Raw genomic sequence first — 24564 nt, forward strand, 5'->3', positions numbered from 1 at the left:
TTTTCGGTACATACAATCACTTGCCACTTCGTTGATTTAGTCTGACCGGCCCGTCATTGACATCGCGCGGACTTCGGTTACGCCACTCCCAGACAAAGAGAGGTCCAGGTGTTCAACGGCAAATCCGTATTTATTTCCGGCGGTACAGGCTCCTTCGGGCGCAAATTTGCGAATATACTACTCGAGCGCTACGACTTGGCGCGCCTGGTTTTCTATTCACGCGATGAGCTCAAGCAATTCGAGATGCAGCAGGAAATAAACGCGCCCTGTATTCGCTGGCTAATTGGCGATGTGCGTGATCGCGCGCGTTTGATCGAAGCGACGCGTGGGATTGACTATCTCGTTCATGCTGCCGCTATGAAGCAGGTGACAGCATCTGAATATAATCCAATGGAATGTATCCGCACCAACATTCATGGCGCGGAGAACATTGTGGCAGCCGCGCTTGCCAACGACGTTGAGCAGGTGGTCGCGCTCTCAAGCGACAAAGCGGCTAATCCGATCAACCTGTATGGCGCTACCAAGCTTGCATCGGATAAACTGTTCATTGCTGCCAACAATATGGCAGGCAAACGACGTACCGCCTTTTCGGTCGTGCGCTACGGTAACGTTGCCGGCTCGCGCGGATCGGTCGTCCCATTTTTCGAAAAACTGATAGCGCAAGGCGCGACGTCATTGCCGATTACCGACGCCGCCATGACTCGTTTCTGGATATCGTTGCAGGAAAGCGTCGACTTCGTTCTGAAGTGCTTCCAACGTATGCATGGCGGCGAGATCTTTGTACCGAAGTTGCCGTCGATCCGGATAGTCGACCTTGCAACGGCGATTGCGCCGCACCTGCCACAGAACTTGATTGGTATCCGGCCGGGCGAAAAGCTGCACGAGATATTGTGCCCTGCGGATAATAGCCATTTGACGCTTGAGTTCAGTGATCATTATGTAATGCGGCCGTCGATCAAGTTCCACGATCGCGGCTATGATTATTTGGAGAACCGTCTCGGGGAGACTGGTGCTCCTGTAGCGCGGGGTTTCGAGTACAACTCCGGTACAAACCCCGTCCGTTACTCTGTGGAACAGATCCGGGAATTCTATGAACGGACCAAGACATGATTCCCTATGGTCGTCAGGACATCTCTAGCGCCGATATCGAGGCGGTCGTCGAAGTCCTTCGGTCAGACTTCCTAACCCAAGGGCCGATGGTCCCGAGGTTTGAGGAGACGTTGGCGCGGGCAGTCGACGCGCCTGAAGCGGTAGCCTTTTCCTCAGCAACTGCGGCGCTGCACGTCGCTTGTCTTGCGCTCGGGCTCGGTCCATCGGATCGACTCTGGACGGTGCCGAACACCTTTGTGGCCTCCGCCAACTGCGGTCTCTACTGCGGAGCGACCGTCGATTTCGTCGATATCAATGCCAAGACCCGAAACATGGATGTCGAGGCACTGGCCGCCAAGCTCGAAGCGGCCGAACGCGACGGCACCCTGCCGAAGGTTGTCGTTCCAGTGGACTTCGCCGGTACTTCCGCAGATCTTGCCTCCATCCGCCGGTTGGCGGACCGATACGGCTTCCGCATCCTTGAAGACGCGAGCCATGCCGTAGGCGGATACTACCAGAATAGGCCCGTCGGTTCGAGCGAGCTCGCTGACGTTACCGTTTTTTCCTTCCATCCCGTCAAGATTGTGACAACAGGAGAAGGCGGTGCGGCGACCACGCGTTCTGCCGAGATCGCCCATCGCATGCGCCTGCTGCGCAACCATGGCATTTCGCGCGATCCCGCTGATATGACCGCCGTTCCCGAAGGCCCTTGGTACTACGAGCAGGTGATGCTCGGCTTCAACTACCGTATGACCGACATTCAGGCGGCGCTCGGCGTGAGGCAATTTGATCGCCTCGCCGAATTCGTTGCTCGGCGGCACACGATCGCGGCGCGTTATCATGAAGGGCTTGCCGGTCTTCCCGTGATTCGCCAGTTCGTGCCGGAGGGCACTCTCTCGGCGTTGCATCTATATGTCATTGAACTGGATGAAACCGTAAGACGTACTCGCGTCGAAGTTTTTGCAGCGATGCGCTCTTCAGGTATCGGCGTCAACGTCCATTACATCCCGGTCCATCTACAACCATGGTACCGGGCCTTGGGATTCTCCCGTGGCGATTTTCCGGCTGCCGAAAAATACTACGACTTCGCACTAACGTTGCCTATTCATCCAAACTTGAGCGCTGAACAGCAAGATTACGTTATGGAACGGTTATCCCACGCGCTCGAAACTTGAGGATCTAAATTGTTGTGTTTTGAGATTCCGACCCGAGATCCAACGTTCGGTCTTAGAGCAAGACGGGATGGCTGGCTTGTGACGTAGACGAGGCGACCAAAGCGCAACATCGAACGAGCCCTTCCACTTTTTCAGACCTTAAGTGCGAAGAAGTCATTCTTCAAAAACGCTGTTCATTGGAAGGACTGGGCCGACTGGACCTCAGATGGAGAGCTGCTTATAGAACGTGATCTTTTCGGGTTGGTTTGCGCGATCAGAAATTTGAAAACCAGATCGCAGGGGTCTTCGTGGCGCCATGAATATTAGCGAGTTTCTAAAAGAAAATCGACGATTCTGGACATCCTCCACCCCGCCCAAGTCTGACCCGCCCAAGTCTGATCGCATCATAATTCTCGACCTTTATCATAATGCCAATGTGCACTCTCACCTGTTCGCGAATTGCGTCGTTGCAAAGTGCATACAGCACATATGGGGAGGTGAAATCGTCGGGATTTTCGCCGATGACTTTGGTGATGTTCAAAAGGCAGGCATTGAAGCGAACCAGGCGCTCGCTCGCTCGTTTGGCGTCAGTCGCTTCTGCAATATTTCCGAATTTCGCAATCGTCTCCTGTCTGATCCGGTTTGGTCGGCCAATGCGGAGAGTGACCTTCGCAGGCGACTGCAAGGCAAGTCGGGATCCTCGCTCCGGCAAGCAATTCGCTCATTGTCAGAACCGCAATCCCCACGATGCGGCCTTCTGATTTACAACGAATTTCTGAGACGATTTGGCTTCGGCACCATCGACAATCTGCGCGACGAACTGATCGCAGTTGCAAAGCTCGTGTTGGCCGACTACGAAGCCCTTCCCATGATGTTTGGAAAGTCCCCGGTTCAAGCGAGTGTATTGGGGCACATTTGCTATTCGGTATCGGGACAGCTGGCTGATTTTGCGGCCATGCACGGCGCGTCAACATTCCTAGTAGAACAGTACATCCCGATTGCTGTTACGCGATATCGGGATCTGACCGACTTGTCGTCCGGTCTTCCCGGCGACTGGAAGGAGATGCTGGAAAGGTACGTTTTCGATCAAGCTTTACTGGATGATTCCAGGCTTGACCTGTTCGGCGGCGCTGTTGAAGGCACACTGGCGCGGACGATCGAGCCGCTATTGAACCGTGATGTTGTTGATCAGCTGCCGGCTTCTCGCGAGGCATTCCTTGAGAGCTGCGGTGTCAACCCCGAAAATCCTACGGTCTGTGTATTTGCGCATGTGTTTCAGGACGCCCCGCTGACGCGGCCCAGGCAACTCTCGGACGATTACTGGCAAGCTGTTGTCGACGTCGTCGATCTTGCGCGGCAACTGACGCATCTCAACCTGGTTATCAAGCCGCATCCGCTGAACGACAGCCATGATTGGAAAGGTTCGTGGAATACGCTGCGTGAATACTGTGCCGACATCAGGAATATCGGATTCGCAGATGGCGCCCTCAGCGCTGGTGAGGTCATGAAGCATTGCGATGCCGGTCTCACGGTTCGTGGAACGGTTCTCTACGAAATGGCCGCGGCTGGACATAGAATGATCGCGACGGGTGAAGATAAGTTTTCTGGCCTTGGTATTATCGAGGAGGCGTCCAGCATGGAAGCTCTGAGAAGTATTCTGTTAGATGTGTCGCGAAAGGCTTGGTCGATGCCGCAGGATCAGCGTCGGCGCGCCGTGGCTTATTCCTACTGCATGCTCCAGGGATTTCGCAGTAAATCGATTTTAGTTCCCGATAAGCGCTGGGATCCTGAAGAATATTTTCGCAGTGCGACGCTGGCGTTGTCGAATTTTAGATTGGAAGAAGATCCCCTCTTCATAAATCTCAAGTCGTTTCTCCAAGATGACCTGCCAATGCTGGTTTCGAAAGAGGCATTTCCCGTGGTTAGTTCGAAGCGGTAGGATTAATCTTTTCCGGTCTCTGTTCAACCGACGTTAGCGGCGCCATGGCGGGACCGTCACGCGATCGCTGACCACTTTAGCGCTTCACCATAGGCGATGTCGCGCGCGGCGGTGCGGCCGATGACATCGGGTAGATGCTTTGGTGGCAGGCCAAAGCCGGGCCGGATGACGCGGATGTTCTCCCTCGTCAGAGGCTCCCCCGCCTTGATCGGCTTGACTGCGTAGATCGAACGGCGAAACCGCATGTTGGCCTTCTCGCTCTGGACGGGGCCATAGCCGACAGATCCGAGCGCCGACCATGCCGACTTGCAATCGTCGACCAGTCGCTTGAACTCGTGCGGTTCGAGCGAAAACGCGGCGTCCGGACCACCGTCGGCGCGCGAGATCGTAAAATGCTTCTCGATTATGGAGCCGCCCAGCGCGATCGAAGCGACGCAGGCGGCGGAGCCCGGTGCATGATCGGAAAGGCCGGACACGGCGTTGAAGGTCTGGCCGAGATGCGCCACCGTGCGCACATTCGCTTCCTCGATCGGAGCCGGGTAGGCACTGGTACAGTGCAGCAGCGCGATGCCGCCGGCGCCGTTGTTGCGCGCTGTTTCGACCGCCTCCTGAATCTCGCCGAGATTGGCCATCCCGGTCGAGATGATCATCGGTTTGCCCCGTTTGGCGACATATTTGATCAGCGGCAGGTCAATCAACTCGAACGATGCGATCTTGTAGGCGGGAGCATCGAGCCCTGCGAGCAGGTCGACGGCGGTCTCGTCAAAGGGACTGGAGAAGATCGTGATCCCAAGCTCACGCGCCTTCGCGAACATTTGCCCATGCCATTCATATGGCGTGTAAGCCTGCTGGTAGAGCTGGTGGAGCCTGTAGCCATCCCACAGGCCACCCTTGATCAAAAACTCCTCGCCATCGTGAGGAATGGTCATCGTGTCGGCCGTATAGGTCTGGATCTTGATCGCGTCAGCGCCGGCGGCGGCGGCGGCTTCGATCAGCTCCAGCGCCTTCAAAAGCTTGCCGTTATGGTTCGCCGACAGTTCGGCGATGATGTAAGGAGGACAGTCCGGGCCGATCTTGCGCCCCGCAATGATGAGGTCCGGGCTCTGCATCACAATTTACGCTCCTGGTGCGAACTGGAAGTCTCGGTTCGCAGCAACGCTGCCGCTTGGCGGAAACGACCGCCTCGGCAGCCGGTTTTACGAGGTTTGCGCGGCGCAGATCAAAGCTGCATCGGGGCTGCCGCGGGTTTTGACGATTTTCATAAGTATTACAAGCCGGCATGCATGAGAGCATCCAGAAGGGCGGCGGAAACAGCGCCCAACGAGCCAGCCCGGTCGCGCCGAAAGGCCCCCAACTCTGCGGGTGCAACGATCTCAAGTTCAGAATATTCACGATTCTCAAGCGCCGCGAAGCGCTGCTGGATTTGCGCAGCCGGGGAGGCAGTCGCGAGCATGATTCCGACGTCGGTGACGTGGCTTTGCGGATCCTCGACGAGCGCGACGGCTCTGGAATGCTCCGACAGCTCGGACGCTCCGATGCCGGTTTCTTGCTCAAGTTCGATCAGAATGCATCGTTCGAGGCTCACCTGTCCGGCCGGCCCGACTGCCGCGTCGTCAACGCCGCCGGACGGCACCAGCTCCCAGCACCCGGCGTCCATCTCGGAGCGAGCGCTGCGCCGGCCGAATAAGACGCCATCCGGACAAGATAGGATACCTGTGACGGCGAGCGGCTTGATCCTCAGCGCGGCATGAAGGCTCGGCTCGCGCCGTTGTGCGAGGAAGTAGCGGTATTCCGAAATCCAGCCGACGATCGTTTTGGCGTCACAATAATCGACGCTGAACAATCGCCCGTTGTGGAGATCGCGGGAGCGTAGCTCCTTCTCGCGCTGCCAGATTTCATCCACGCGTGCCTCGATGTTCGGGCCGATGGTTGGCGGTGCCGCTCCCAGCGTTACTCTCGGCTCCGACTGAAGCAGATGAACATTCAGCATGCCGATATTCTTCCAAGGAGGTCGGTGAGACGTTCGATGAACGCGACCTGACCGGGCCATCCGGCGCGATTGTTCGGTGGCGCCAATGCCCACGTTTTGAGCCCCGCGGCAACTGCCGACATCGCCCCGATGCGGGAATCCTCGACGGCATGCGACAGGGCGGCCGAGCAATTCAGCCGCCTCAATGCCCTGACGTAGGGTTCGGCCGCGGGCTTGCCTGCGTTCACCTCATCGCCGCCGACGACATCGTCGATCTCGTCGGCAAGCCCTCCGAATGCGAGCCATCTTTGCGCGGACAATTTAGGTGACGACGTCACTACGGCGATCTTCAACCCGCATGCGCGGGCGTGCGCCAGCAATTCATGTGCGCCGGCAGCGGGACGCACGCTCTGCTGCGCCTGCGACACCATGGCCGAGTATTTTTGCAGGAGATCGGCCGGTGTTCCGGGCAGCTTGTGAGCCATCCTCAGCCGTTCGATAATCTCGCCAAGCGGCGGTCCGTTGAGCCGCTGAAACTCGACCTCGTCGCCGCTCGCGCCGAAGGAGGCGAGAAAGGAATAATAGACGTTTTTCAGCGCCGTCAGGCTGTCAGCGAGCGTGCCGTCAAGATCCAGAAAGAGGCCGCCGTGGAGCGGGCTGGCGTCAGTTTCCAGCATCAAGGTTTCCGACAGACAAACATCCGGCCTTGCCCAAATGCGCCGAATGCGTTCGATATCTCCGCCGATACCGCTATGTTGAGCCGGGTTGCTGCGTGGACCAGCGGATGGTCGTAATCTACGGTGCCCCCATTGATGGCCGGGACCAGCACATAGAGCATCAGGTCGTGAAGCGAAATGAAATCCTCGATCTCGACCTCAAGGCCGAGCGTTTTGAGGTGCGGCAGGATGCATGTTTCGTCGAAGAACAAGTTGAATGCGGCGGGCGTGCGCGCGGGCAGGTCCAGCAGGGTGCGGCAATGATTTTGCCGATCATAGGTCGCCATCGAATTCTCGATCATGATCAGATGTCCACCCTCCCGCACCCTTGCGGCAAGGTCGGTGATGGCACGCATCTGCAGGTCGACCGATTCGATGTTAATCAGGCAGCGATCGGTAAAAACGACATCGTATTGCGCCCGCAATCCCGAGGCCGCCGAAAGTTCGAGCGCATTGCCGATTCGGAAGCTGGACCTGTCCTGGAAGCCGTTGGCAACGGCGGCTTCACGCGCGGCGTCGATCATTTCCGCGGTATAGTCGATGCCGTCGAGTTGCATGCGCGGGAATTTTGCGGCAAGGCCGAAGCAGTTCAAGCCATTGCCGCAGCCGACTTCGAGAACGTGTGCCGGCGCATTGCCGAGCCCGATCGTAGACATCCGGCGCGCCAATGCGTCGATCTCGAGCATCTTCGCGGTTCCGGTTCTGGTGGTGGCGCCGAGCGCGGTGCCGAATTTCGATGCCCAGTCCCGCCAATGAGCCCTGACCTGCTCGCGATCCATCATAGCCCTTCCATCTGCCTCTTCCTCGGCTCGCCTGACATTGCCGGGGGTTTATTCTCCTGCGTGCCCGGAGCCAATGAAAGGAACGTTAGTCTTCCGCAGGTTCGTGACGACAGCATATACAATGATCCGCCGCTCGTTTTAGTTGTAGTAATGACGTGAAACTTCAAGGGGAACCAGCACATATGACCCAGATCACAGCACAGGAGGAGTTCTGGGCCGGGGAGTTTGGCGACAACTACATCGAGCGGAATCAAAGTCAGGACGTGCTGGCCGCCAAGACCGCGATGTTTGCCCGGATTGTCCGGCGATGCAGTAACGTCCGGTCGGTTCGAGAGCTTGGCGCCAACATCGGCCTTAATATCCTGGCCCTCAAGACCCTGCTTCCAGACGCAGCGTTCCAGGCCATCGAAATAAACAGCCTGGCCTTCGAAAGGCTGGCGACGATACCCGGAATAGCTGCTTCCAATACGACGTTGTTCGAACCGGTCGGGTGGTCGAGCGTCGATCTTGCGTTTACCGCCGGTGTTCTGATCCACCTCAATCCCGACATGCTGCCGGTGGCTTATGAAAGGCTCCATGAGGCCAGCAATCGCTATGTCCTCGTGGCGGAATACTACAATCCCTCCGTGGTCGAGATCAGCTATCGCGGTCACAGCGGGCGTTTGTGGAAGCGGGATTTCGCTGGCGAGATGATGGACAAATACCCTGATTTAAAGCTTGTCGATTACGGGTTTATCTATCATCGGGACCCAGCATTCCCTGCTGACGACCTGACGTGGTTCCTGATGGAAAAGCGGGCCTGATTAATCAGCCAAAATGGCATCAGCGGGTCGTTGTGATCTGCACTCCGCACAACGCCAAGGTATTGGCTCGTGGTGGTACAGAGGGACCATGCTGTCGAATATGCTGAGTACTCCAAGGAGTCGGTATAAAACGGAACGACAGCTAGCGGTTCTCTCCGATGCCAAATGAAGTCGTCATCATCACTCAGGCGCGCATGACGAGCACCCGCCTTCCGGGCAAGATCTTGATGCGCGCCGGGGAGCGCACACTTCTCGAAACGCATCTCGATCGCCTCGCCGACGTCGGCGTGCCCGTGATTGTCGCGACGACAACGAATCTCTCCGATGGTCCCGTCGTCGAGCTCTGCGCCGCACTCGACGTTCCGGTATTTCGTGGCAGTGAGAATGACGTACTGGAACGTTACCGAGGAGCGGCGCGGGCACACGAGGCGCGCCACGTGATCCGCGTGACGTCGGATTGCCCGCTCATCTGTCCAGACGTGATTCGCGCCGGCCTCGACATCTATTCGGGCCTGAAGAGCGAGTCCATTTATCTCTCGAACGGCGAAAAGCGGACCTACCCTCGCGGCATGGATTTCGAAATTTTTTCCCGACGCTCACTCGACGTCGCCGCGGAGAATGCCAGGCTTCCGTCCGAGCGCGAGCATGTGACAGGTTATATCCGCACGTCGATGCCGGATATCCGTCACGAATACTGCACGGATGAAGAAGATCTCAGCGACTGGCGCATCACGGTCGACACCGACGACGACTTCAAACTCGCCAAACTTTTGATTGAAGATCATCATGCGGCCGAGATGGACTACCCGGGCTTAAAGGCTTTGCTGAAAGCGCATCCGGAGCTCATGAAAATCAACTCTCACATTCAACAGAAACTGATCTAAGGAATTGGAAAGACCCAGCGGATATCACAAGAGTATGCGCGCACCTTGCGTCCCAGGATCAAAAAATTGCCGCCGAGACCGGCTGTCCCTGTCGGAAACCTAATCCGGCTGGCAACTGAGGTCGAATCGCGCAATGCTTCGGTCTTATGAGAGAAGCTTGCAGCTTGGTCTGGTTGGCGCTGGTCGGATTGTTCCGGTCGACGGGCCTCGCTGGAAGCCGAGATAACGTGCCATTCTGGGCGGACTGCATCACCGCTATGCCCGTGTTAAGTTTTCGGTACACACAGGAGGTCGTCGAAGTCCGGTCTCTACAGTAAATCTAATCTTGCGGTCTCAGCATCTTGCGGATCATCTCCGCGACGAGGTTATGGGCAGGATTATTGTCGAAGAACGCCGGAAAGGCCCTTTCATTTCAATTCGGAAAGGGCCTGATTCTAGACTTATGTTTGAATGGAACGAAAACCTCCAGTTCGCGACTTTTCCTACTGGCGCTGCGCTTTGGCGAAGCTCCGTGGCGATGAACCGTTCCAGCATCGGCACGATCAGCCTGACGGGATCGGCAACGGGCTGGCCGGTCTCGCTGGCGGGCACTTCAACATAGGCGACCGGATAGCGTGAAGCGGCAATGCACTGGCGAAGGCGGTGGGTTGAGAGGTTGTGAGATCGGTCTTGCGTGGGATGAAGCGGCGTATGCGACGTTCTGCCAGGGCGCATGCGGATCGCAGAAGAAGGTCGCGACCGCGAGATCGTGCCGCGCCAGGTGACAGGCGAACTCGGTGCCGTAGCACATTGGGAAGATAGCTCGGCCGTTTGCTGCGAGACGGATGCCGCTTTTCTTTTGAATGGGAGCGTGCTGTCCCTTGCCGTCAAGGCCATGCCCTTCGGGCGAAAGCGTCAGTCCGTGTAGTCGCTTCGCTTCCGGCCCCGCGCCGGATCCGGGCTTAAAGCATTGTCTCCGGATCTAGCGTCGACCCGACGATGCGTGTGCCGATCCACTCACGATGGGACCGCGAGGTGGGGCTCCGCCGGACGAGACGATAGGCCCCCGTGGTGGTGTCGCCGTTCCGCTCGACGAGACGGTGGGGCCTCGTGGCGGCGTTGCCGTATTGCCCGGCATATATGGATTTTGATAGCCGGGATCGCGGGGGCGGGGTGGGCGCCCAGCGCCCGGATCGTTGCGGTGGTCCTGATAGTGTCCAGCACGGTGGTCTTGATAGTGCGGCGCACCTCGCGGCGTGAAGCTGTGGCCACAAAATGGAATGATGCACCTGATCCGCGTGCCTGAGCTGGCCGCGCCTCCGAAATTGTGATCCCCCTGCTGCGAACGATGATCCTGATAGTGATCGCCGCGATGATCTTGATAGTGATTGCTGTGCGGGTGTTGATAGCTTCCGATTCTTGGTGGTCTGCCGTCGCTACCAGCTTCCGCCATACCTGCAAAGGACAGGCTCGCTGCGATGGGGATCACGATGATTGCTATGTTCCGACAGACACGTGCGATGCCCAGCATGATCTTCTACCGTTTGGGAGGCTCTCATGACCAGGATAGCTTGGGTGCCCGATATCTGTCGTCCGCCGCACGGGGGATAGAGACCGAGGCGCCGTCGATTCCGTTTTTCTGCTGATGCGCATTTTCTACATGTTCGGAAGGTTGCTCTTGACAAATAGTATTTTCAGAAGAGTAGCGGGACCGCATTACGTTTCGGTGCGATTTGCCGCAGGCGAGGTCAAGTCGGTAATCAACTTTGCCAATTCCGATTGCCCGGAGGTTCTCGTTTTTTCAAATACACGGGCGAGGTGGGTCTTTACGGTTGAGTCGGCTATGCCGAGGGCGGCTGCGGCTGTCGCGCGATTGTTCCCCGATGCTATCTCGATCATCACGCGCGCTTCGGTCGGTGTCAGATCATAAAGCGCAGCCAGAGCTTCGAACGGAGGCGTGGCGTTTTTCGCCGACGGCGTAATGAATACGGCCGCAGCGGCGAGCGAGAGACCAGGGCGCAATTCTCCCGATTTCAGCGGCAAGACATGCGCGATAGAATGGAAAGGGGTTTGTGTATCCTGGCTTTTGAGCGGCACTCCAATTCCGCCATAGCCAAGCTCGCTCTCATCCAAGGCGGCACGGGCTATAGCTTCTCGAATTGCTGTGGTTGCGTCCATCCCGCACGCTGCGAGCATGCTGCGTTGAGATAATATTGGGTCGCGGGCTCTGAACATTCTTCGAGCGGAGTGATTGGAATAAAGGATGCTGCTGTTCGCATCGACTAACACGACGGCTACCGAAAGCGCTTCGAGCGTTTCCTCAAATGTCGACGCCGCAAGCGAGCGCATATCCAGCAGGTCGCTGATGGAAGCAGCGCGTCGCATATGCGGGGTCAACAATGAAACAACAGCAAGATCATTTGACCCCACACGGTCGCGCGTTGGCGGCACAAATAGTTCGAACGTCCCGCTTCGCGTTGAGCTGCGCAAAAGGACGCTCGCGGCGACATCGCGATAGCCAGCAGGCTCAGCCCACTCGGTAAAGAACGGGAGCTGACGAATTTTATCTTCCTCCACTCCCAAGCGCTTTACCAGCATTGCCGTATTGGCGACATCGCCGACCTGAAAAGTCGGATATATCTCCCAGAAGGGATCCAGTTTGGCGTATTTCGAATGCAGGAGTTCCATCCAGTAAGGATCGCCGCCCCAACGGGCTGTGAAGTTCTTTTTCTGATTTTCTAGATCGTACAGGCTCACTGATCCGAGCGTCGCTCCGATCAGGCCGCAGCACGCTTCAAGGGCTTCTGGCCACAATGCGGGTTCCACCGCGCTATCGTAGATTTTACCAATGGCTGAAGAAAGTTGAGATGGAGATATATCTGCATGCATCGGTCTGTCTCTCTGGAAGGTTGGCCCGACCCCGCTCGACGGGTCCTTCCGTTACGCTCGTAGCGGCCCAAGACTATCAGGGTGCTTGTATCGTGCAGGTGCCGATAGAAAGGAGCTGGACATGAAACCTCGTATTTCCGTTGTCACGCTCGGCGTTGCCGATATCGAGAAGTCACTTGCCTTTTATCGTGACGGCCTCGGCCTTCCGACTGAAGGGATCATCGGTCGCGAGTTCGAGCATGGCGCGGTGGCCTTCTTCGATTTGTCGGGCGGTCTGAAGCTCGCGATCTGGGCGCAGGATGATATTTCCCACGATACGGGCTTACCGAAGCATCCCATCTCTTCCACGGCCTTCACGATCGGACATAATGTCCTGTACCAGAAGGAAGTCGACGAGACGATGGATGCAGCGCAACGTGCAGGGGCAGAGATCATCAAGGCTCCACAAGACACGTTCTACGGCGGTTACGCCGGATATTTTCGCGATATCAACGGGCATCTGTGGGAAATTGTCTGGAATCCTCAAATGCTACCCGCAGATTCCTAATGATCTTTTGCAGTACCGTCGATAATGCATCCGAGACCGCAAGCACAAAAAACTGAGGCGGCTACCCCCACGCGGCGTAATGCGACCGAACGACCGTTCAGGCGGCAGCGTTGCCAAACTGTCGATTGCCAATTTTCGGGAACATATGAGCGCAATTATGCATTTTCCTGCCTCACAAAACCGTTGTCATCTCTCACCATCAGCTATTGCGTCCGCTGGCTGAACTTCGGTCGCCAAGCGCGCGCATCGAGCGACCAGCGACCCGATCCGGACAGCAACATGAAGATTGCGCCCATCAGCATCGCCCAATCAGTGCGCGTCTCGTGAGTGAAGCTCAAGAAACCATAGCGATTGAGGTCGCGGAGGCTGAATATCCACCAGTTGCGGCCTAACAGGATTGGGATTTTCGTGGAGATGATCGCCACGATCATGACGATGATGATCGGCACGGCCGCCGCGCGCGAAGCATAGCCGATCATGAACATGATCCCCGCTAGCATTTCAATCACGCCAACGAATGGCCCAAAGAATTCTGGCCAGGGAATACCGATCTTAACGAAACGGCCGGCACCGAGAATGTCGGCATGCGTCAGTTTCTGCAGGCCTTCGGGGATGAATACACCAGCGAGCGCCAAGCGGATAAAAATAGCCCAGGTCGATTCGCCGGGAGAGAACCACCAGGACTGTTTCATGAAAGCATGTGCTCCTGAGAACATTGACCGGTGCGGGCGTGTGGTCGGCTACCATGAACCCGGATTTCCCGCACAGCTCCTAAAGGACGTACACGATCCATCGCTCTTAGTTATACCTCCGGCTCTCGTACGTCTTCCCTCTTGATCGGTGTCCGTGAAACCGCACCTCTCATGAACTGTCAATATTGAACCAGCTATAGAGTTCGTGGACTTTGAGAACCAAGATATCCTCATCATGCCAGACGTGAAATGGCTTGACGACTACTTGGGTGCCTCATGCCGCCCGCTGCAACTCAGTCCCCGCGACCCCGACGCGGGCCTGATCACAGCGGGGGCCCCGTGCGGCTCCACAGTCAGCGACTTCTCAGAAATCGGCTTTGCTGCGGCGTTTGCTTCCGACCGACGGGGCCGCAAAGTGCCGTCGGACACTCGGCAAGGTGCACATCTCGACAGAGGAAATCGAGGCGGGAGGCCAGGTAATTTCATAAGCGCAAAATAAAGAAGCCATATCACTGACGCGGAATGGCGATGACCAGATGCCAATCGCGCCATGCACGCAGTCAAGCCGTATGCGGCAGCCTCATTGAAATTGGTGGGTGCAGGGCCAAAGAGAGCCTCGCGCCGTATGGCTGCCAGTGCGCCACAATAGATGAGATGGCCGCAGAGGGTCGCAAGTCCAAACAGACTCTTTCGTCCGATCAAGAAAAGATTTGGGGGCCAGCCCGGCGGCGACGAAGACGGCTGTCTGCGCTCAGGAGAAAGCTGCGCGGCCGCAGCGGGCTGGCGACCGACACCCTCTGAGCCAAGAAAGAGTGTGCGCTGATCTTTATGGAATTCCTATACCGCGGAGCCGCGTTCCCTCTCGAATTCCTATGCGCTGTGGTGCCACGTACAGAGTGAGGGCTGTCAGCGCGCCGTGACGACCCAAAACAGTTCACTCGGCAGGAGCGGGCAAATGCTGGACTTCTTCATGCTGGTCATCGGCCTCGGGTTCTTTGCGCTGGCGGTTGCCTACACCTACGCCTGCGACCAGCTCTAAGAGGGCTTCCATGATCTTCGATTACTCGCTTGCCGCCCTCGTTTCTGGAGGCTTGCTCGTCTACCTCACCTACGCGTTGCTCAAGCCCGAGCGGTTCTGAGGGACATGTCATGACTGCCAACGGCTGGATTCAGATCCTGATTTTTTGCGCGATCATTGTCGCACTGGTTGTTCCGCTCGGCGCTTATATGACCCGCGTCTTCAACGGCGAGCGCACTTTCCTGTCGCCAGTCTTACGCCCAATTGAGATCGGCCTCTACCGCATCGCCGGCATCGATGAGAGCCGCGAGCAGCATTGGATCATGTACACGATCGCGATGCTGTTCTTTCATGTCGCGGGCTTCCTGTTCCTCTACGCGCTCATGCGCTTTCAGGAATTCCTACCGCTCAATCCGCAGGGCATGACGGCTGTCGCTCCAGATCTCGCCTTCAACACATCGGTCAGCTTCATCGCCAACACCAACTGGCAGAACTATGGCGGCGAGAGCACGATGTCCTACCTCGTGCAGATGCTCGGGCTAACGCATCAGAATTTCCTGTCCGCCGCCACGGGCATGGCGATCGCGGTGGCCCTGATCCGTGGCTTTACACGCGCATCGTCGCGGACCGTTGGCAATTTCTGGGTCGATCTCACCCGCTCGACGCTCTACATCCTGCTGCCGATCTGCGTGGCCGGTGCGATCGTCCTTGTAGCGCTTGGCGTGCCGCAGAATCTCAACCCATATGTGGAAGCGACCACGCTCGAAGGCGCCAAGCAGACGATCGCGCAAGGGCCGGTCGCCTCGCAGATGATGATCAAGCATCTTGGCACCAATGGCGGCGGCTTCTTCAACGCTAACGCCGCGCACCCTTACGAGAGCCCGAACGCCATCACCAACCTGATCCACATGGTGGCGATCTTCGCCATCGGCGCGGGACTGACCAGCGTGTTCGGCCGCATGGTCGGCAACCGCCGTCAAGGGTGGTCGATCTTTGCTGTGATGGGCATCCTGTTCGTGGCCGGCGTTGTCGTCTGCTACTGGGCGGAGGCGTCCGGAACGACGGGCCTGAACGCACTTGGCCTCACTGGCGGCAACATGGAAGGCAAGGAGGTTCGCTTCGGTATCCCCCTGTCGGCGTTGTTCGCCGTGGTCACGACCGCGGCCTCCTGCGGCGCCGTCAACGCCATGCACGACTCCTTCACCGCGCTCGGCGGCATGATCCCGCTGATCAACATGCAGCTTGGCGAGATCATCATCGGCGGCGTCGGCGCGGGCCTCTACGGCATGCTGCTGTTCGTCATCATTGCGATCTTTGTTGCAGGCCTGATGGTCGGGCGGACGCCCGAGTATATCGGCAAGAAGATCGAGGCGAAGGAGGTCAAGATGGCCATGCTCGCCATCCTGATTCTGCCGCTGATGTATCTCGGCTGGTCCGCGATCGCCGTCGTCTATCCCACGGCCGTCGCCTCGATCGCGAATCCCGGGCCGCACGGCTTCAGCGAGGTGCTCTACGCCTTCGTGTCGCAGACTGCCAACAACGGCTCCGCCTTCGGCGGGCTTACCGGGAATATCCTTTTCTACAATATCACCGGTGGCATCGCGATGCTGGTCGGACGCTTCATCATGATTGTCCCGGCCATGGCCATAGCCGGCTCGCTCGCCGCCAAGAAGTCCATACCCGAGTCCGCCGGAACGTTTCCGACGACCAGCGGCCTCTTCATTGGCCTCGTCGTGGGCGTCATCGTCATCATCGGCGGATTGACGTTCTTCCCGGCACTCGCGCTCGGGCCGCTCGTCGATCACATCTCGATGATCCAGGGGCAGACATTTTGACAGTCCGTCATGATCAATGGAGCCAACGAGACCAGAGCGACGGAATAGGGCACGGGTGGATGCGTTCGCCAGTGTGACCGGAATCATTATCGGTCTGCTCGGCGTGCTGCTGATGATCCTAGGACTCGTGATCTCCGTTCGCGCCGTCATTCAATGGATTGCGCCGGCCTGAAGTCTTCTCTTGCCGGCCTGCCACGAATCACACGCTGGAGTTTTTCATATGAGCCGGTCGAAACCCATGAGCATGATGGACGCCCGCATCCTTGTTCCTGCGTTGGGCGAATCCTTCAAGAAGCTCAATCCCAGGAGTCTCGCTAGAAATCCGGTGATGTTCGTCGTTGCCGTCGTTTCGGCGCTCACAACGATCTTTTTCGCAAAGGATATCGTGACGGGCGCGGAGAACGTCAGTTTCACGTTCCAGATCGTCTTGTGGCTGTGGTTCACCGTCTTGTTCGCGAACTTCGCCGAAGCCGTCGCCGAAGGCCGTGGCAAAGCGCAAGCGGAGTCGCTGCGGCGCACCCGCACAGAAACCCAGGCCAAGCTCCTCACGGGAACCGACCGCAAGAGCTACAAGCAGATTCCCGGCACGAGCTTGAAGGTCGGCGACGTTGTGCTCGTGGAAGCGGGCGATACTATTCCCTCCGATGGCGAGGTGATTGACGGCGTCGCTTTGGTCAACGAGGCGGCAATCACCGGCGAATCCGCGCCCGTCATCCGCGAATCCGGCGGTGACCGTTCGGCGGTCACGGGCGGCACCCAGGTGTTGTCCGACCGGATCCGCGTGCGCATCACCGCCGCGCCCGGCTCGACCTTCATCGACCGCATGATCCGGCTCGTGGAAGGCGCCGAGCGGCAGAAGACGCCGAACGAGATCGCGCTGAACGTCCTCTTGGCCGGGCTCACCATCATCTTCGTGTTCGCGACCGTGACGATCCCGAGCTACGCCGCCTACGCCGGTGGTGCTATCTCCGTCGTGGTGTTGATCGCACTCTTCGTGACCTTGATCCCGACGACGATCGGTGCGCTGCTGTCGGCCATTGGCATCGCCGGCATGGATCGCCTTGTGCGTTTCAACGTGCTCGCCATGTCCGGCCGCGCGGTCGAGGCGGCCGGCGACGTCGACACGCTCCTGCTCGACAAGACCGGCACGATCACGCTCGGCAACCGGCAAGCTGCCGAGTTCAAGCCCCTTCGAGGAGTTAGCGAACAGGAACTCGCGGACGCCGCGCAGCTTGCCTCGCTTGCGGACGAGACTCCCGAAGGCCGTTCGATCGTCGTGCTGGCCAAGGAAAAGCACGGCATCCGCGAGCGCAATCTTGCGGAGCTGCACGGCAAGTTCATTCCCTTTACCGCCCAGACCCGCATGAGCGGAATGGAGGTTGACGGCTCATGGGTCCGCAAGGGGGCTGTGGATGCGATCCTCAACTATCTCAACGGCTCGCCGTCCCCGGCCGCAGGGAGCGCTGTGCGGGTCCTGCAGCCGACGGTGAGTGCCGATGTCGTTCGCGAGATCAACGCGATTGCCGAAGCCGTCTCAAAATCCGGTGGCACTCCGCTTGCCGTAGCAAAGGACGGCAGGCTTCTCGGCGTCATCTATCTCAAGGACATCGTCAAAGGCGGCATCCGCGAGCGTTTCGCCGAGCTGCGGCGCATGGGTATCCGCACGGTCATGATCACCGGCGACAACCCGACCACGGCGGCCGCGATCGCGGCCGAGGCGGGTGTCGATGACTTCCTCGCTCAGGCAACCCCCGAAGACAAGCTGCGCCTGATCCGCGACGAGCAGGCCAAAGGCAAGCTTGTCGCGATGTGCGGCGACGGCACCAATGACGCGCCGGCGCTTGCCCAGGCTGATGTCGGCGTTGCCATGAACACCGGCACCCAGGCGGCCCGCGAAGCCGGCAACATGGTCGACCTCGATTCCAATCCGACCAAGCTCATCGAGATCGTTGAGATCGGAAAGCAACTGTTGATGACGCGCGGCGCGCTCACCACCTTCTCCATCGCCAACGACATGGCGAAGTACTTCGCCATCATCCCGGCGATGTTCGTCGCGTTCTATCCACAATTGAACGCACTCAACATCATGAATCTCGCGAGCCCGCAAAGCGCGATCTTATCGGCAATCATCTTCAATGCGCTGATCATCATCGGGTTGATTCCGCTCGCCCTGAGAGGCGTGGCCTACCGGGCAATTGGCGCCGCCCCGCTGCTTCGCCGTAATCTGCTGATCTATGGCCTGGGCGGCGTCATCATCCCCTTTATCGGTATCAAGGCCATCGATCTCGTGGTCACGGCCCTGCACCTCGCCTGAGGAGAGACATCATGCTGAGAGAAATCCGTCCCGCCATCACGTTCCTCATCACACTTACCGTGATCACAGGCCTCATCTATCCTCTCGCCATAACGGGGATCGCCGGCGCGATCTTTCCTCATCAGGCGCAAGGAAGCCTAATCGAGCGCAACGGAACGGTCATTGGTTCTGAGTTGATTGGGCAGCAATTCACGAGCGAACGCTATTTCCACGGGCGGCCGTCGGCGACTCTCGGTCCTGATCCCGCTGATTCCTCCAAGACCGTTCCGGCACCCTACAATGCGGCCAATTCGATGGGCTCAAACCTAGGCCCGACCAACAAGGCGCTCCTCAAGCGCGTACAGGCCGACGTCGAAAAGCTCAGGCAGGAGAACCCCGGTATGCCGGTGCCGATCGATCTGGTGACGACCACGGGCAGCGGTCTCGATCCGGACATCTCTCCGGAGGCAGCGCTCTTCCAGGTTCCCCGCGTAGCGAAGGCGCGAAACATCCCGGAGGCTCAGCTCCGCGAGTTGGTCAACCAGCAAATCCGGGGTCGGGCTCTGGGGGTTTTCGGGGAGCCGCGCGTGAACGTTCTCGCCCTCAACCTTGCCCTGAATGAGGTCGAGGCGCGATAAGAGTTGACTGGCCGCGTGGGCCATCCGGGAGAACCTGATGGCAGAACAGAACCTCGATAACGATCAACGTCCGTGGCCGGAGGCCCTCCTGGAGGCTGCCCGGCGTGAGGATAGACGTATCGGCAAGCTGAAGATTTTCGTCGGCGCCGCTCCCGGCGTCGGCAAGACCTACGAAATGCTCCAGCAAGGGCGCGCCCGGAAGAACGACGGCTGCGACGTTGTGGTGGGTGTGGTGGAGACGCATGGCCGCAAGGAGACGGCCGCCCTGTTGGAAGGCCTCGAGGTCATTCCGCGCCGGCAGACCGACTATCGCGGGCAGCATCTCGACGAGATGGATATCGACGCGGTCATTGCGCGGTTGCCGCAGATCGTGCTCGTGGATGAGCTCGCACACACTAACGCTGCGGGCAGCCGCCATCCGAAGCGTTATCTCGACGTGCAGGAGCTCTTAAGCCACGGCATCGACGTCTACAGCACGGTCAACATCCAGCACATCGAAAGCTTGAATGACGTGGTCGCGCAGATCACCCATGTGCGTGTCCGCGAGACCATTCCAGATGTCGTTTTCGACCAGGCGGATGCCATCGAGCTGGTCGATCTCACGCCTGACGACCTGATTGACCGCCTGAAAAACGGCAAGGTCTATGTTCCAAAGCAGGCCGAGCGTGCCCTGCAACACTTCTTCTCGCCGGCGAATCTGACGGCACTCCGGGAAATTGCGCTGCGTCGTACCGCGGAGCGCGTTGACGAGCAGCTCCTCACCGAGATGAGGTCGCGTGCCATCCAGGGTCCATGGCCGGCCGGCGAGCGCGTGCTCGTCTGCGTCAGCGAGGATCCCCGCGCCGCCGGACTCGTGCGCTACGCCAAACGCCTCGCCGACCGCCTGCATGCATCATTCATCGCGCTGTCGGTCGAAGGCAGACGGAGCCTCCAGCTCACCGAGGAGGAGCGAGATCGTATCGCCGATACGCTGCGCCTCGCGCAGACGTTGGGTGGCGATGCCAACACCATCCCAGGTGGCGACCGGCGGATCACCGACGACATCATCAAATACGCGCAGTCCACCAACGCCGCCCATATCATCGTCGGTAAGTCGACCCGCTCGCGCTGGTTCGAAATCCTGCATGGCTCGATAGTGCATGACCTGGTTCGTCGCTCTGGAAGCATCAGCGTCCATGTGATCGGTGGTGACGAGACCTCAGGAGAGATCGTTTCGAAGAAATCTGTGAAGACCACGCCGAAGCCAAAGTTTGCGGATCCGCTCCCCTTTGCGGCGTCGCTTGCGGCGGTCGCCGGGGCGCTCGCGGTCGGAAAGTTGATCCTGCCACTTGTTGGCATCGAGACCGTTGATCTCGTCTTCCTGACGGCGATTGTCGCCGTTGCCGTGCGCTTCGGCCTCTGGCCATCTCTCCTGGCCAGCGTCGCTGCATCCCTTAGCTACAATTTCTTCTTCATGGAGCCATTATATACATTCTCGATCTCCGATCCGACGAACATCGCCGCCTTTGCCTTCTTCGTCATCATGGCGGTGTTCGTCTCCAATGTCGCTGGTAGGGTCCACACTCAGGCCATTGCGGCGGCAACACGCGCCCGCACCACGGAATCTTTGTACGCCTTCAGCCGCAAGCTTGCGGGCGTCGGCACGCTAGATGACGTACTCTGGGCCGCTGCCTACCAGACCGCGTTGATGCTTAAGGTCCGGGTGGTCTTCCTCCTGCCAGAGGAGGGAAGCATTGTCGTGAAGGCAGGCTACCCACCGGAAGATACGCTGGACGAAGCGGACATCGGTGCGGCGAAATGGGCGTGGCAAAATGACCGTCCCGCGGGTCGCGCCTCAGACACGCTGCCCGGGGCTAAATGGCTATTCCTGCCCATGCGCACGGGTCGCGGCACCATCGGCGTCGTGGGTATCGATAGCGATCGGTCGGGGCCGTTGTTCACGCCCGACCAGCGCCGTCTGCTGGACGCCTTGATCGACCAGAGCGCATTGGCCATCGAGCGCGTTCATCTGGTCGAGGATATGGATCGCGTCAAAAGATCGGTCGAGACCGATCGGTTGCGGTCGGCGCTGCTCACCTCGATCTCCCATGACCTCAAGACGCCGCTTGCGGCGATTCTGGGGTCGGCCGGAACGCTGCGCGATCTGTCGGGCAAGTTGAGCGAGATCGAAAAGGCGGATCTCCTCGCTACTATTATCGACGAGTCTGAGAGGCTCAATCGTTTCATCGCCAATCTTCTCGACATGACCAGGCTTGAGTCTGGAGCGGTCGTGCCGAACCTGGCTCCGCATGATGTGAGTGAGATCATCGGCAGCGCGCTGTGGCGCGCCAATAAGATCCTTCTCCATCATCAGATCGATGTGCAACTGGCGCCTGAGCCTCCGATGGTTGGAATCGATGCGGTTCTGTTCGAGCAAGTCTTGTTCAATCTCCTCGACAACGCCGCAAAATATGCCCCGCCGGACACGACGATCCGAATTCAGAGTTGGCGCGATGGCGATGAAGTATGTGTCCAGGTCGTCGACGAAGGCGATGGCATCCCGCAGGCTGATCTCGAGCATATCTTTGACAAGTTCTACCGCGCAAAGAAGACAGATCAGGTCCGGGCTGGAACCGGCCTTGGGCTGGCCATCTCGCGCGGTTTCGTCGAGGCGATGAACGGCACGATCGTCGCGGCTAATCGGCCAGACCGGTCGGGTGCAGCCTTCACCATCCGCCTGCCGATTCCACTCCAATCTCAGCCGCTGGATACCGCCGCATGAACGCACCCGCATCCAAGGTTCTCATCATCGATGATGAACCGCCGATTCGTAAGCTGCTACGCATGGGATTGACGACACAAGGCTACCAGATCATCGAGGCGCCGAACGGGAAGATGGGGATGGAATTGCTTAAGGAAGAACCCGATCTGATCATTCTCGACCTCGGACTGCCGGACATCCAGGGACACGAACTCTTGCGGATGATCCGTGCTCGCAGCGAATCCGTTCCGATCGTGGTCCTCTCAAGCCGCGGCGACGAAGCCGGGAAGGTCCAGGCGCTCGATTACGGTGCTGATGACTACCTGACAAAACCGTTTGGAATGGAAGAGTTGCTCGCACGCATGCGTGCGGCACTGCGCCACCAGCTTCAAGCGCAGGGCGAACGCCCAATCTTTAAGGTAGGTGACCTCTCCGTCGATCTCGTTCGGCGCATTGTTAGAATGGGCGAAAGAGAGGCAAAGCTCTCGCCCAAAGAATATGACCTGCTCCGTGTCCTCGTGCAGCATGCGGGTAAGGTGCTGACACACAAGTTTCTGCTTGGGGAGCTATGGGATTCGATGACAGACGCGCAATATTTACGCGTCTATGTCCGCCAACTCAGACAGAAGATCGAGAAGGACCCTGAGCGCCCTCAATACATTCTGACTGAAACCGGGGTCGGCTATCGGCTTCGCTCACCAGACTGACACTCACGATAGAAAAACAATGTGGAAAGCACAATGCAACTTGCCGATTATCTCTCGGAGGAAAACACTCTTGTGGACGTCCAGGCATCAACCAAAACCGATTTGTTGAGCAATCTTTGCGCTCGTGCGGCTGTAGCCGCCAGTTCTGATGAAAAGACGGTCTCATGCGAAATATTAAAGCGCGAAGGGCTTGGGTCGACCGGCGTGGGTGGCGGAGTTGCCATTCCTCATGCACGGATTCCAGGTCTTAAGAGCGCTTTTGGTGTACTCGCGCGCCTTCAGAAGCCGATTGATTTCGAGGCTATCGATGGGGAGCCCGTGGATATCGTGTTTTTGCTTCTTCTGCCGACAGCGACATCTGGCGAACATCTGAACGTGCTCGCTGCGGTTGCGCGCAGGTTGAGAAATGCGGAAGCGCTCCAGGCGCTTCGTCAGGCGCAAGATGGTGCTGCCTTCCATAGCGCGATGGTCGCTTAGCCAACGTCGAGAACCGCCGTGAACATTGTCACACTGGTGATCGCTGGGCGAAGATGAGCGAGCATGCCAACCTCATCAGAAGCGTGTGGAGACGCCGACGTAGCTTACAATGGCGGGCGTGTTGCGATTGAGGCCGATGTTGACGCCGATATCAAACTGCAGAGTCGGGTGTGGTAGCCAAACCAAAGCCGTATCATAGCTGTATTGCTGTACGGTCCCGGCAGGATCGAAATTCTGGCTGGTCCAGATTTCATTGTAGATCGTGAACTTGCCGATCTGCTTCGCTACGTTCACGAGCCCCGTCGCTCCAAGATGCCGGCCTTGGCCATCAGAGTCGGCAAGAACGTCGAGTTGCGGTCCCAGCGTCACCGTCCAGCCGTTCGGCACACTGATGTTGATGGGCACGGCCATGCCGCCCTCCACCTTGCCATTGCCGATGCCAGTGGGTGCTGTGGGCAACTTCACGAACGGCAGAACGGCGAGTTGGAAGTCGCCTTCGGGGCCGGTGAGCCGCCGCTTGAACCGCACGGTTGCGTCGCCGATGCCCGACTGGGTGGACACATTGCCGACAGCATCGCCGGTCCGCACCCGCGTGAAGGGTACCCAGTTCAGCTGGATGTCAGAACTATCGGTCAGGCCATACTTCACGGTGGGATTGCTGAACAGCAGCTGATCGGTCCGGTTACCTCCCGCGGTGTTGTTCAGCCAGGTAAAGCCATCCGCTTCGATCTGCACCAGCCCCTTGGGGACCGTGCAGGCGAAGTTGGACTTGGTCGGCCGGTCGGTACAGATCGGCGCATCGGCCACAGACGCCGTTGGTACGGCATCCTGTGCGAAGGCGGGACCTGCAAGCAGCGCGGCAAACAGGATAGAGCAACGAGTCATTGCATCCATTCCTTTCAGACAAGTCCAAGCGCGCCTCATGATCTTCCTTAATCCGCGATTGACACGTCGAGGCCGAGTTTCATGTTTGCATTCAAGCGCAACGAGGAGCCCGTTAGCGGCAAATGCCCCGTTAGCTCTCGACATACTCCGGGGCTCTCAGTGGCTATCGCAACGCGTATAGGAATTCGAGGTGAGTCCGACGCCAGTTGCATAAGCAACTCTTTATGCGGGCTCTTGAAGGTAATCGAGTTCATCACAAGCCAGACGAACGAACGGCTCACCACGCATTCCGAGGTCGGTAGAAACCCATAGGAGGGGTAAAGCGTGACTCAAAGATACCATCTTGCGAGTGCAAGCGCATCATCTGCGTGGGCCGGCACGCGGTTGCGAGTTAAGGCATCGCTCTACCCAAGGAACTGGACTCGGGGCGATGAGCTGTCCCGTCTCGGGAGGCGGTGGTCACTGTTGCTACGCAAAGTTTCCAGCAACCGGGGGTACCCTAACAATGATCGGCTCCGGAAAAGACCC

The 24564-nt window shown here is 58.5% G+C and carries 22 protein-coding genes and 2 pseudogenes; 15 read left to right on the forward strand and 9 right to left on the reverse strand.

The genetic code is table 11. The annotated features are described in order from the left end of the window. The first annotated feature begins 108 nt into the window (after window positions 1–108). The 3 genes from pseB to B2M20_RS05120 all read left to right on the forward strand — a co-directional run bounded on the left by pseB (window position 109) and on the right by B2M20_RS05120 (window position 4182). Window positions 109–1110, forward strand: coding sequence for a UDP-N-acetylglucosamine 4,6-dehydratase (inverting) (pseB, locus tag B2M20_RS05110; RefSeq protein ID WP_079446001.1), 1002 nt, complete (start codon window positions 109–111; stop codon window positions 1108–1110). Then, window positions 1107–2264 (forward strand): UDP-4-amino-4,6-dideoxy-N-acetyl-beta-L-altrosamine transaminase, encoded by a 1158-nt coding sequence (gene pseC, locus B2M20_RS05115; protein WP_079446002.1) that lies wholly within the window; start codon window positions 1107–1109, stop codon window positions 2262–2264. Before pseB ends, pseC begins: the two co-directional genes overlap by 4 nt. A 295-nt stretch (window positions 2265–2559) precedes the next feature. Then, window positions 2560–4182: a hypothetical protein gene (locus B2M20_RS05120; protein ID WP_079446003.1), complete on the forward strand. Its 1623-nt coding sequence runs from the start codon at window positions 2560–2562 to the stop codon at window positions 4180–4182. A gap of 56 nt (window positions 4183–4238) precedes the next feature. On the opposite strand, the gene pseI is transcribed toward B2M20_RS05120, so the two are convergent. From pseI to B2M20_RS05140, 4 genes are all read right to left on the reverse strand, one after another. Then, entirely contained in the window at window positions 4239–5291 is a 1053-nt protein-coding gene (gene pseI / locus B2M20_RS05125; protein WP_079446004.1) for a pseudaminic acid synthase, read from the reverse strand. A 158-nt stretch (window positions 5292–5449) separates the two neighbouring features. Further along, a complete protein-coding gene (locus B2M20_RS05130; protein ID WP_079446005.1) occupies window positions 5450–6172 on the reverse strand; it encodes an NUDIX domain-containing protein in 723 nt (240 codons plus the stop codon). Continuing rightward, the gene (locus B2M20_RS05135) at window positions 6166–6828 is read right to left on the reverse strand and encodes an HAD family hydrolase (RefSeq protein WP_079446006.1); all 663 of its coding nucleotides are present in this window, start codon (window positions 6826–6828) and stop codon (window positions 6166–6168) included. Before B2M20_RS05135 ends, B2M20_RS05130 begins: the two co-directional genes overlap by 7 nt. Beyond that, window positions 6828–7646 (reverse strand): class I SAM-dependent methyltransferase, encoded by an 819-nt coding sequence (locus tag B2M20_RS05140; RefSeq protein WP_079446036.1) that lies wholly within the window; start codon window positions 7644–7646, stop codon window positions 6828–6830. Before B2M20_RS05140 ends, B2M20_RS05135 begins: the two co-directional genes overlap by 1 nt. 185 nt (window positions 7647–7831) lie before the next feature. Between B2M20_RS05140 and B2M20_RS05145 the strand changes: the two genes are divergently transcribed. After that, a complete protein-coding gene (locus B2M20_RS05145; protein ID WP_079446007.1) occupies window positions 7832–8452 on the forward strand; it encodes a pseudaminic acid biosynthesis-associated methylase in 621 nt (206 codons plus the stop codon). A gap of 158 nt (window positions 8453–8610) precedes the next feature. After that, a complete protein-coding gene (locus B2M20_RS05150) occupies window positions 8611–9336 on the forward strand; it encodes a cytidylyltransferase domain-containing protein (RefSeq protein WP_079446008.1) in 726 nt (241 codons plus the stop codon). A 507-nt stretch (window positions 9337–9843) separates the two neighbouring features. On the opposite strand, the pseudogene B2M20_RS20130 reads toward B2M20_RS05150, so the two are convergent. Next, a pseudogene (locus tag B2M20_RS20130) lies at window positions 9844–9942 on the reverse strand (DUF2274 domain-containing protein); the annotation flags it as partial. Between the two features lie 12 nt (window positions 9943–9954). Further along, window positions 9955–10117, reverse strand: a pseudogene (locus B2M20_RS20755) (IS30 family transposase); the annotation flags it as partial. Here B2M20_RS20755 and B2M20_RS19435 point away from each other — a divergent pair. Continuing rightward, window positions 10049–10243, forward strand: a complete 195-nt coding sequence (locus B2M20_RS19435) for a hypothetical protein (RefSeq protein ID WP_079446009.1) — start codon at window positions 10049–10051, stop codon at window positions 10241–10243. The pseudogene B2M20_RS20755 and the gene B2M20_RS19435 sit on opposite strands and share 69 nt — an antisense overlap. Before the next feature lie 788 nt (window positions 10244–11031). Here B2M20_RS19435 and B2M20_RS05160 read toward each other — a convergent pair. Beyond that, complete coding sequence (locus B2M20_RS05160; RefSeq protein ID WP_079446010.1) at window positions 11032–12204, reverse strand: helix-turn-helix transcriptional regulator; 1173 nt, start codon at window positions 12202–12204, stop codon at window positions 11032–11034. Window positions 12205–12325: 121 nt separating this feature from the next. Between B2M20_RS05160 and B2M20_RS05165 the strand changes: the two genes are divergently transcribed. Continuing rightward, window positions 12326–12751, forward strand: coding sequence for a VOC family protein (locus tag B2M20_RS05165; protein WP_079446011.1), 426 nt, complete (start codon window positions 12326–12328; stop codon window positions 12749–12751). A gap of 203 nt (window positions 12752–12954) precedes the next feature. Here B2M20_RS05165 and B2M20_RS05170 read toward each other — a convergent pair whose 3' ends face one another. Beyond that, window positions 12955–13443, reverse strand: a complete 489-nt coding sequence (locus B2M20_RS05170) for a DoxX family protein (protein WP_173815915.1) — start codon at window positions 13441–13443, stop codon at window positions 12955–12957. 916 nt (window positions 13444–14359) lie between these two features. Here B2M20_RS05170 and B2M20_RS20540 point away from each other — a divergent pair. The 8 genes from B2M20_RS20540 (at window position 14360) to B2M20_RS05205 (ending at window position 23151) form a co-directional block, all read left to right on the forward strand. Continuing rightward, window positions 14360–14482 carry a hypothetical protein gene (locus B2M20_RS20540; RefSeq protein WP_274533943.1) on the forward strand — a complete coding sequence of 41 codons (123 nt, stop codon included), beginning with the start codon at window positions 14360–14362 and terminating at the stop codon, window positions 14480–14482. Between the two features lie 10 nt (window positions 14483–14492). After that, the gene (locus B2M20_RS05175) at window positions 14493–14582 is read left to right on the forward strand and encodes a K(+)-transporting ATPase subunit F (RefSeq protein ID WP_079446012.1); all 90 of its coding nucleotides are present in this window, start codon (window positions 14493–14495) and stop codon (window positions 14580–14582) included. A 10-nt stretch (window positions 14583–14592) separates the two neighbouring features. Next, window positions 14593–16296: a potassium-transporting ATPase subunit KdpA gene (gene kdpA, locus B2M20_RS05180; RefSeq protein WP_079446013.1), complete on the forward strand. Its 1704-nt coding sequence runs from the start codon at window positions 14593–14595 to the stop codon at window positions 16294–16296. A gap of 238 nt (window positions 16297–16534) precedes the next feature. Then, window positions 16535–18610, forward strand: a complete 2076-nt coding sequence (gene kdpB / locus B2M20_RS05185; RefSeq protein ID WP_420799268.1) for a potassium-transporting ATPase subunit KdpB — start codon at window positions 16535–16537, stop codon at window positions 18608–18610. An 11-nt stretch (window positions 18611–18621) separates the two neighbouring features. After that, window positions 18622–19227, forward strand: a complete 606-nt coding sequence (locus B2M20_RS05190) for a K(+)-transporting ATPase subunit C (protein ID WP_079446015.1) — start codon at window positions 18622–18624, stop codon at window positions 19225–19227. Window positions 19228–19264: 37 nt separating this feature from the next. Beyond that, window positions 19265–21988 (forward strand): sensor histidine kinase, encoded by a 2724-nt coding sequence (locus B2M20_RS05195; RefSeq protein WP_079446016.1) that lies wholly within the window; start codon window positions 19265–19267, stop codon window positions 21986–21988. Beyond that, the gene (locus B2M20_RS05200) at window positions 21985–22674 is read left to right on the forward strand and encodes a response regulator (protein ID WP_079446017.1); all 690 of its coding nucleotides are present in this window, start codon (window positions 21985–21987) and stop codon (window positions 22672–22674) included. Before B2M20_RS05195 ends, B2M20_RS05200 begins: the two co-directional genes overlap by 4 nt. A gap of 33 nt (window positions 22675–22707) precedes the next feature. Beyond that, window positions 22708–23151 carry a PTS sugar transporter subunit IIA gene (locus B2M20_RS05205; protein ID WP_079446018.1) on the forward strand — a complete coding sequence of 148 codons (444 nt, stop codon included), beginning with the start codon at window positions 22708–22710 and terminating at the stop codon, window positions 23149–23151. Window positions 23152–23226: 75 nt separating this feature from the next. On the opposite strand, the gene B2M20_RS05210 is transcribed toward B2M20_RS05205, so the two are convergent. Then, the gene (locus tag B2M20_RS05210; protein ID WP_079446037.1) at window positions 23227–24036 is read right to left on the reverse strand and encodes a transporter; all 810 of its coding nucleotides are present in this window, start codon (window positions 24034–24036) and stop codon (window positions 23227–23229) included. Window positions 24037–24564: the final 528 nt, after the last annotated feature.

Source organism: Nitrobacter vulgaris (genome assembly GCF_002028545.1).
Lineage (GTDB): Bacteria > Pseudomonadota > Alphaproteobacteria > Rhizobiales > Xanthobacteraceae > Nitrobacter > Nitrobacter vulgaris.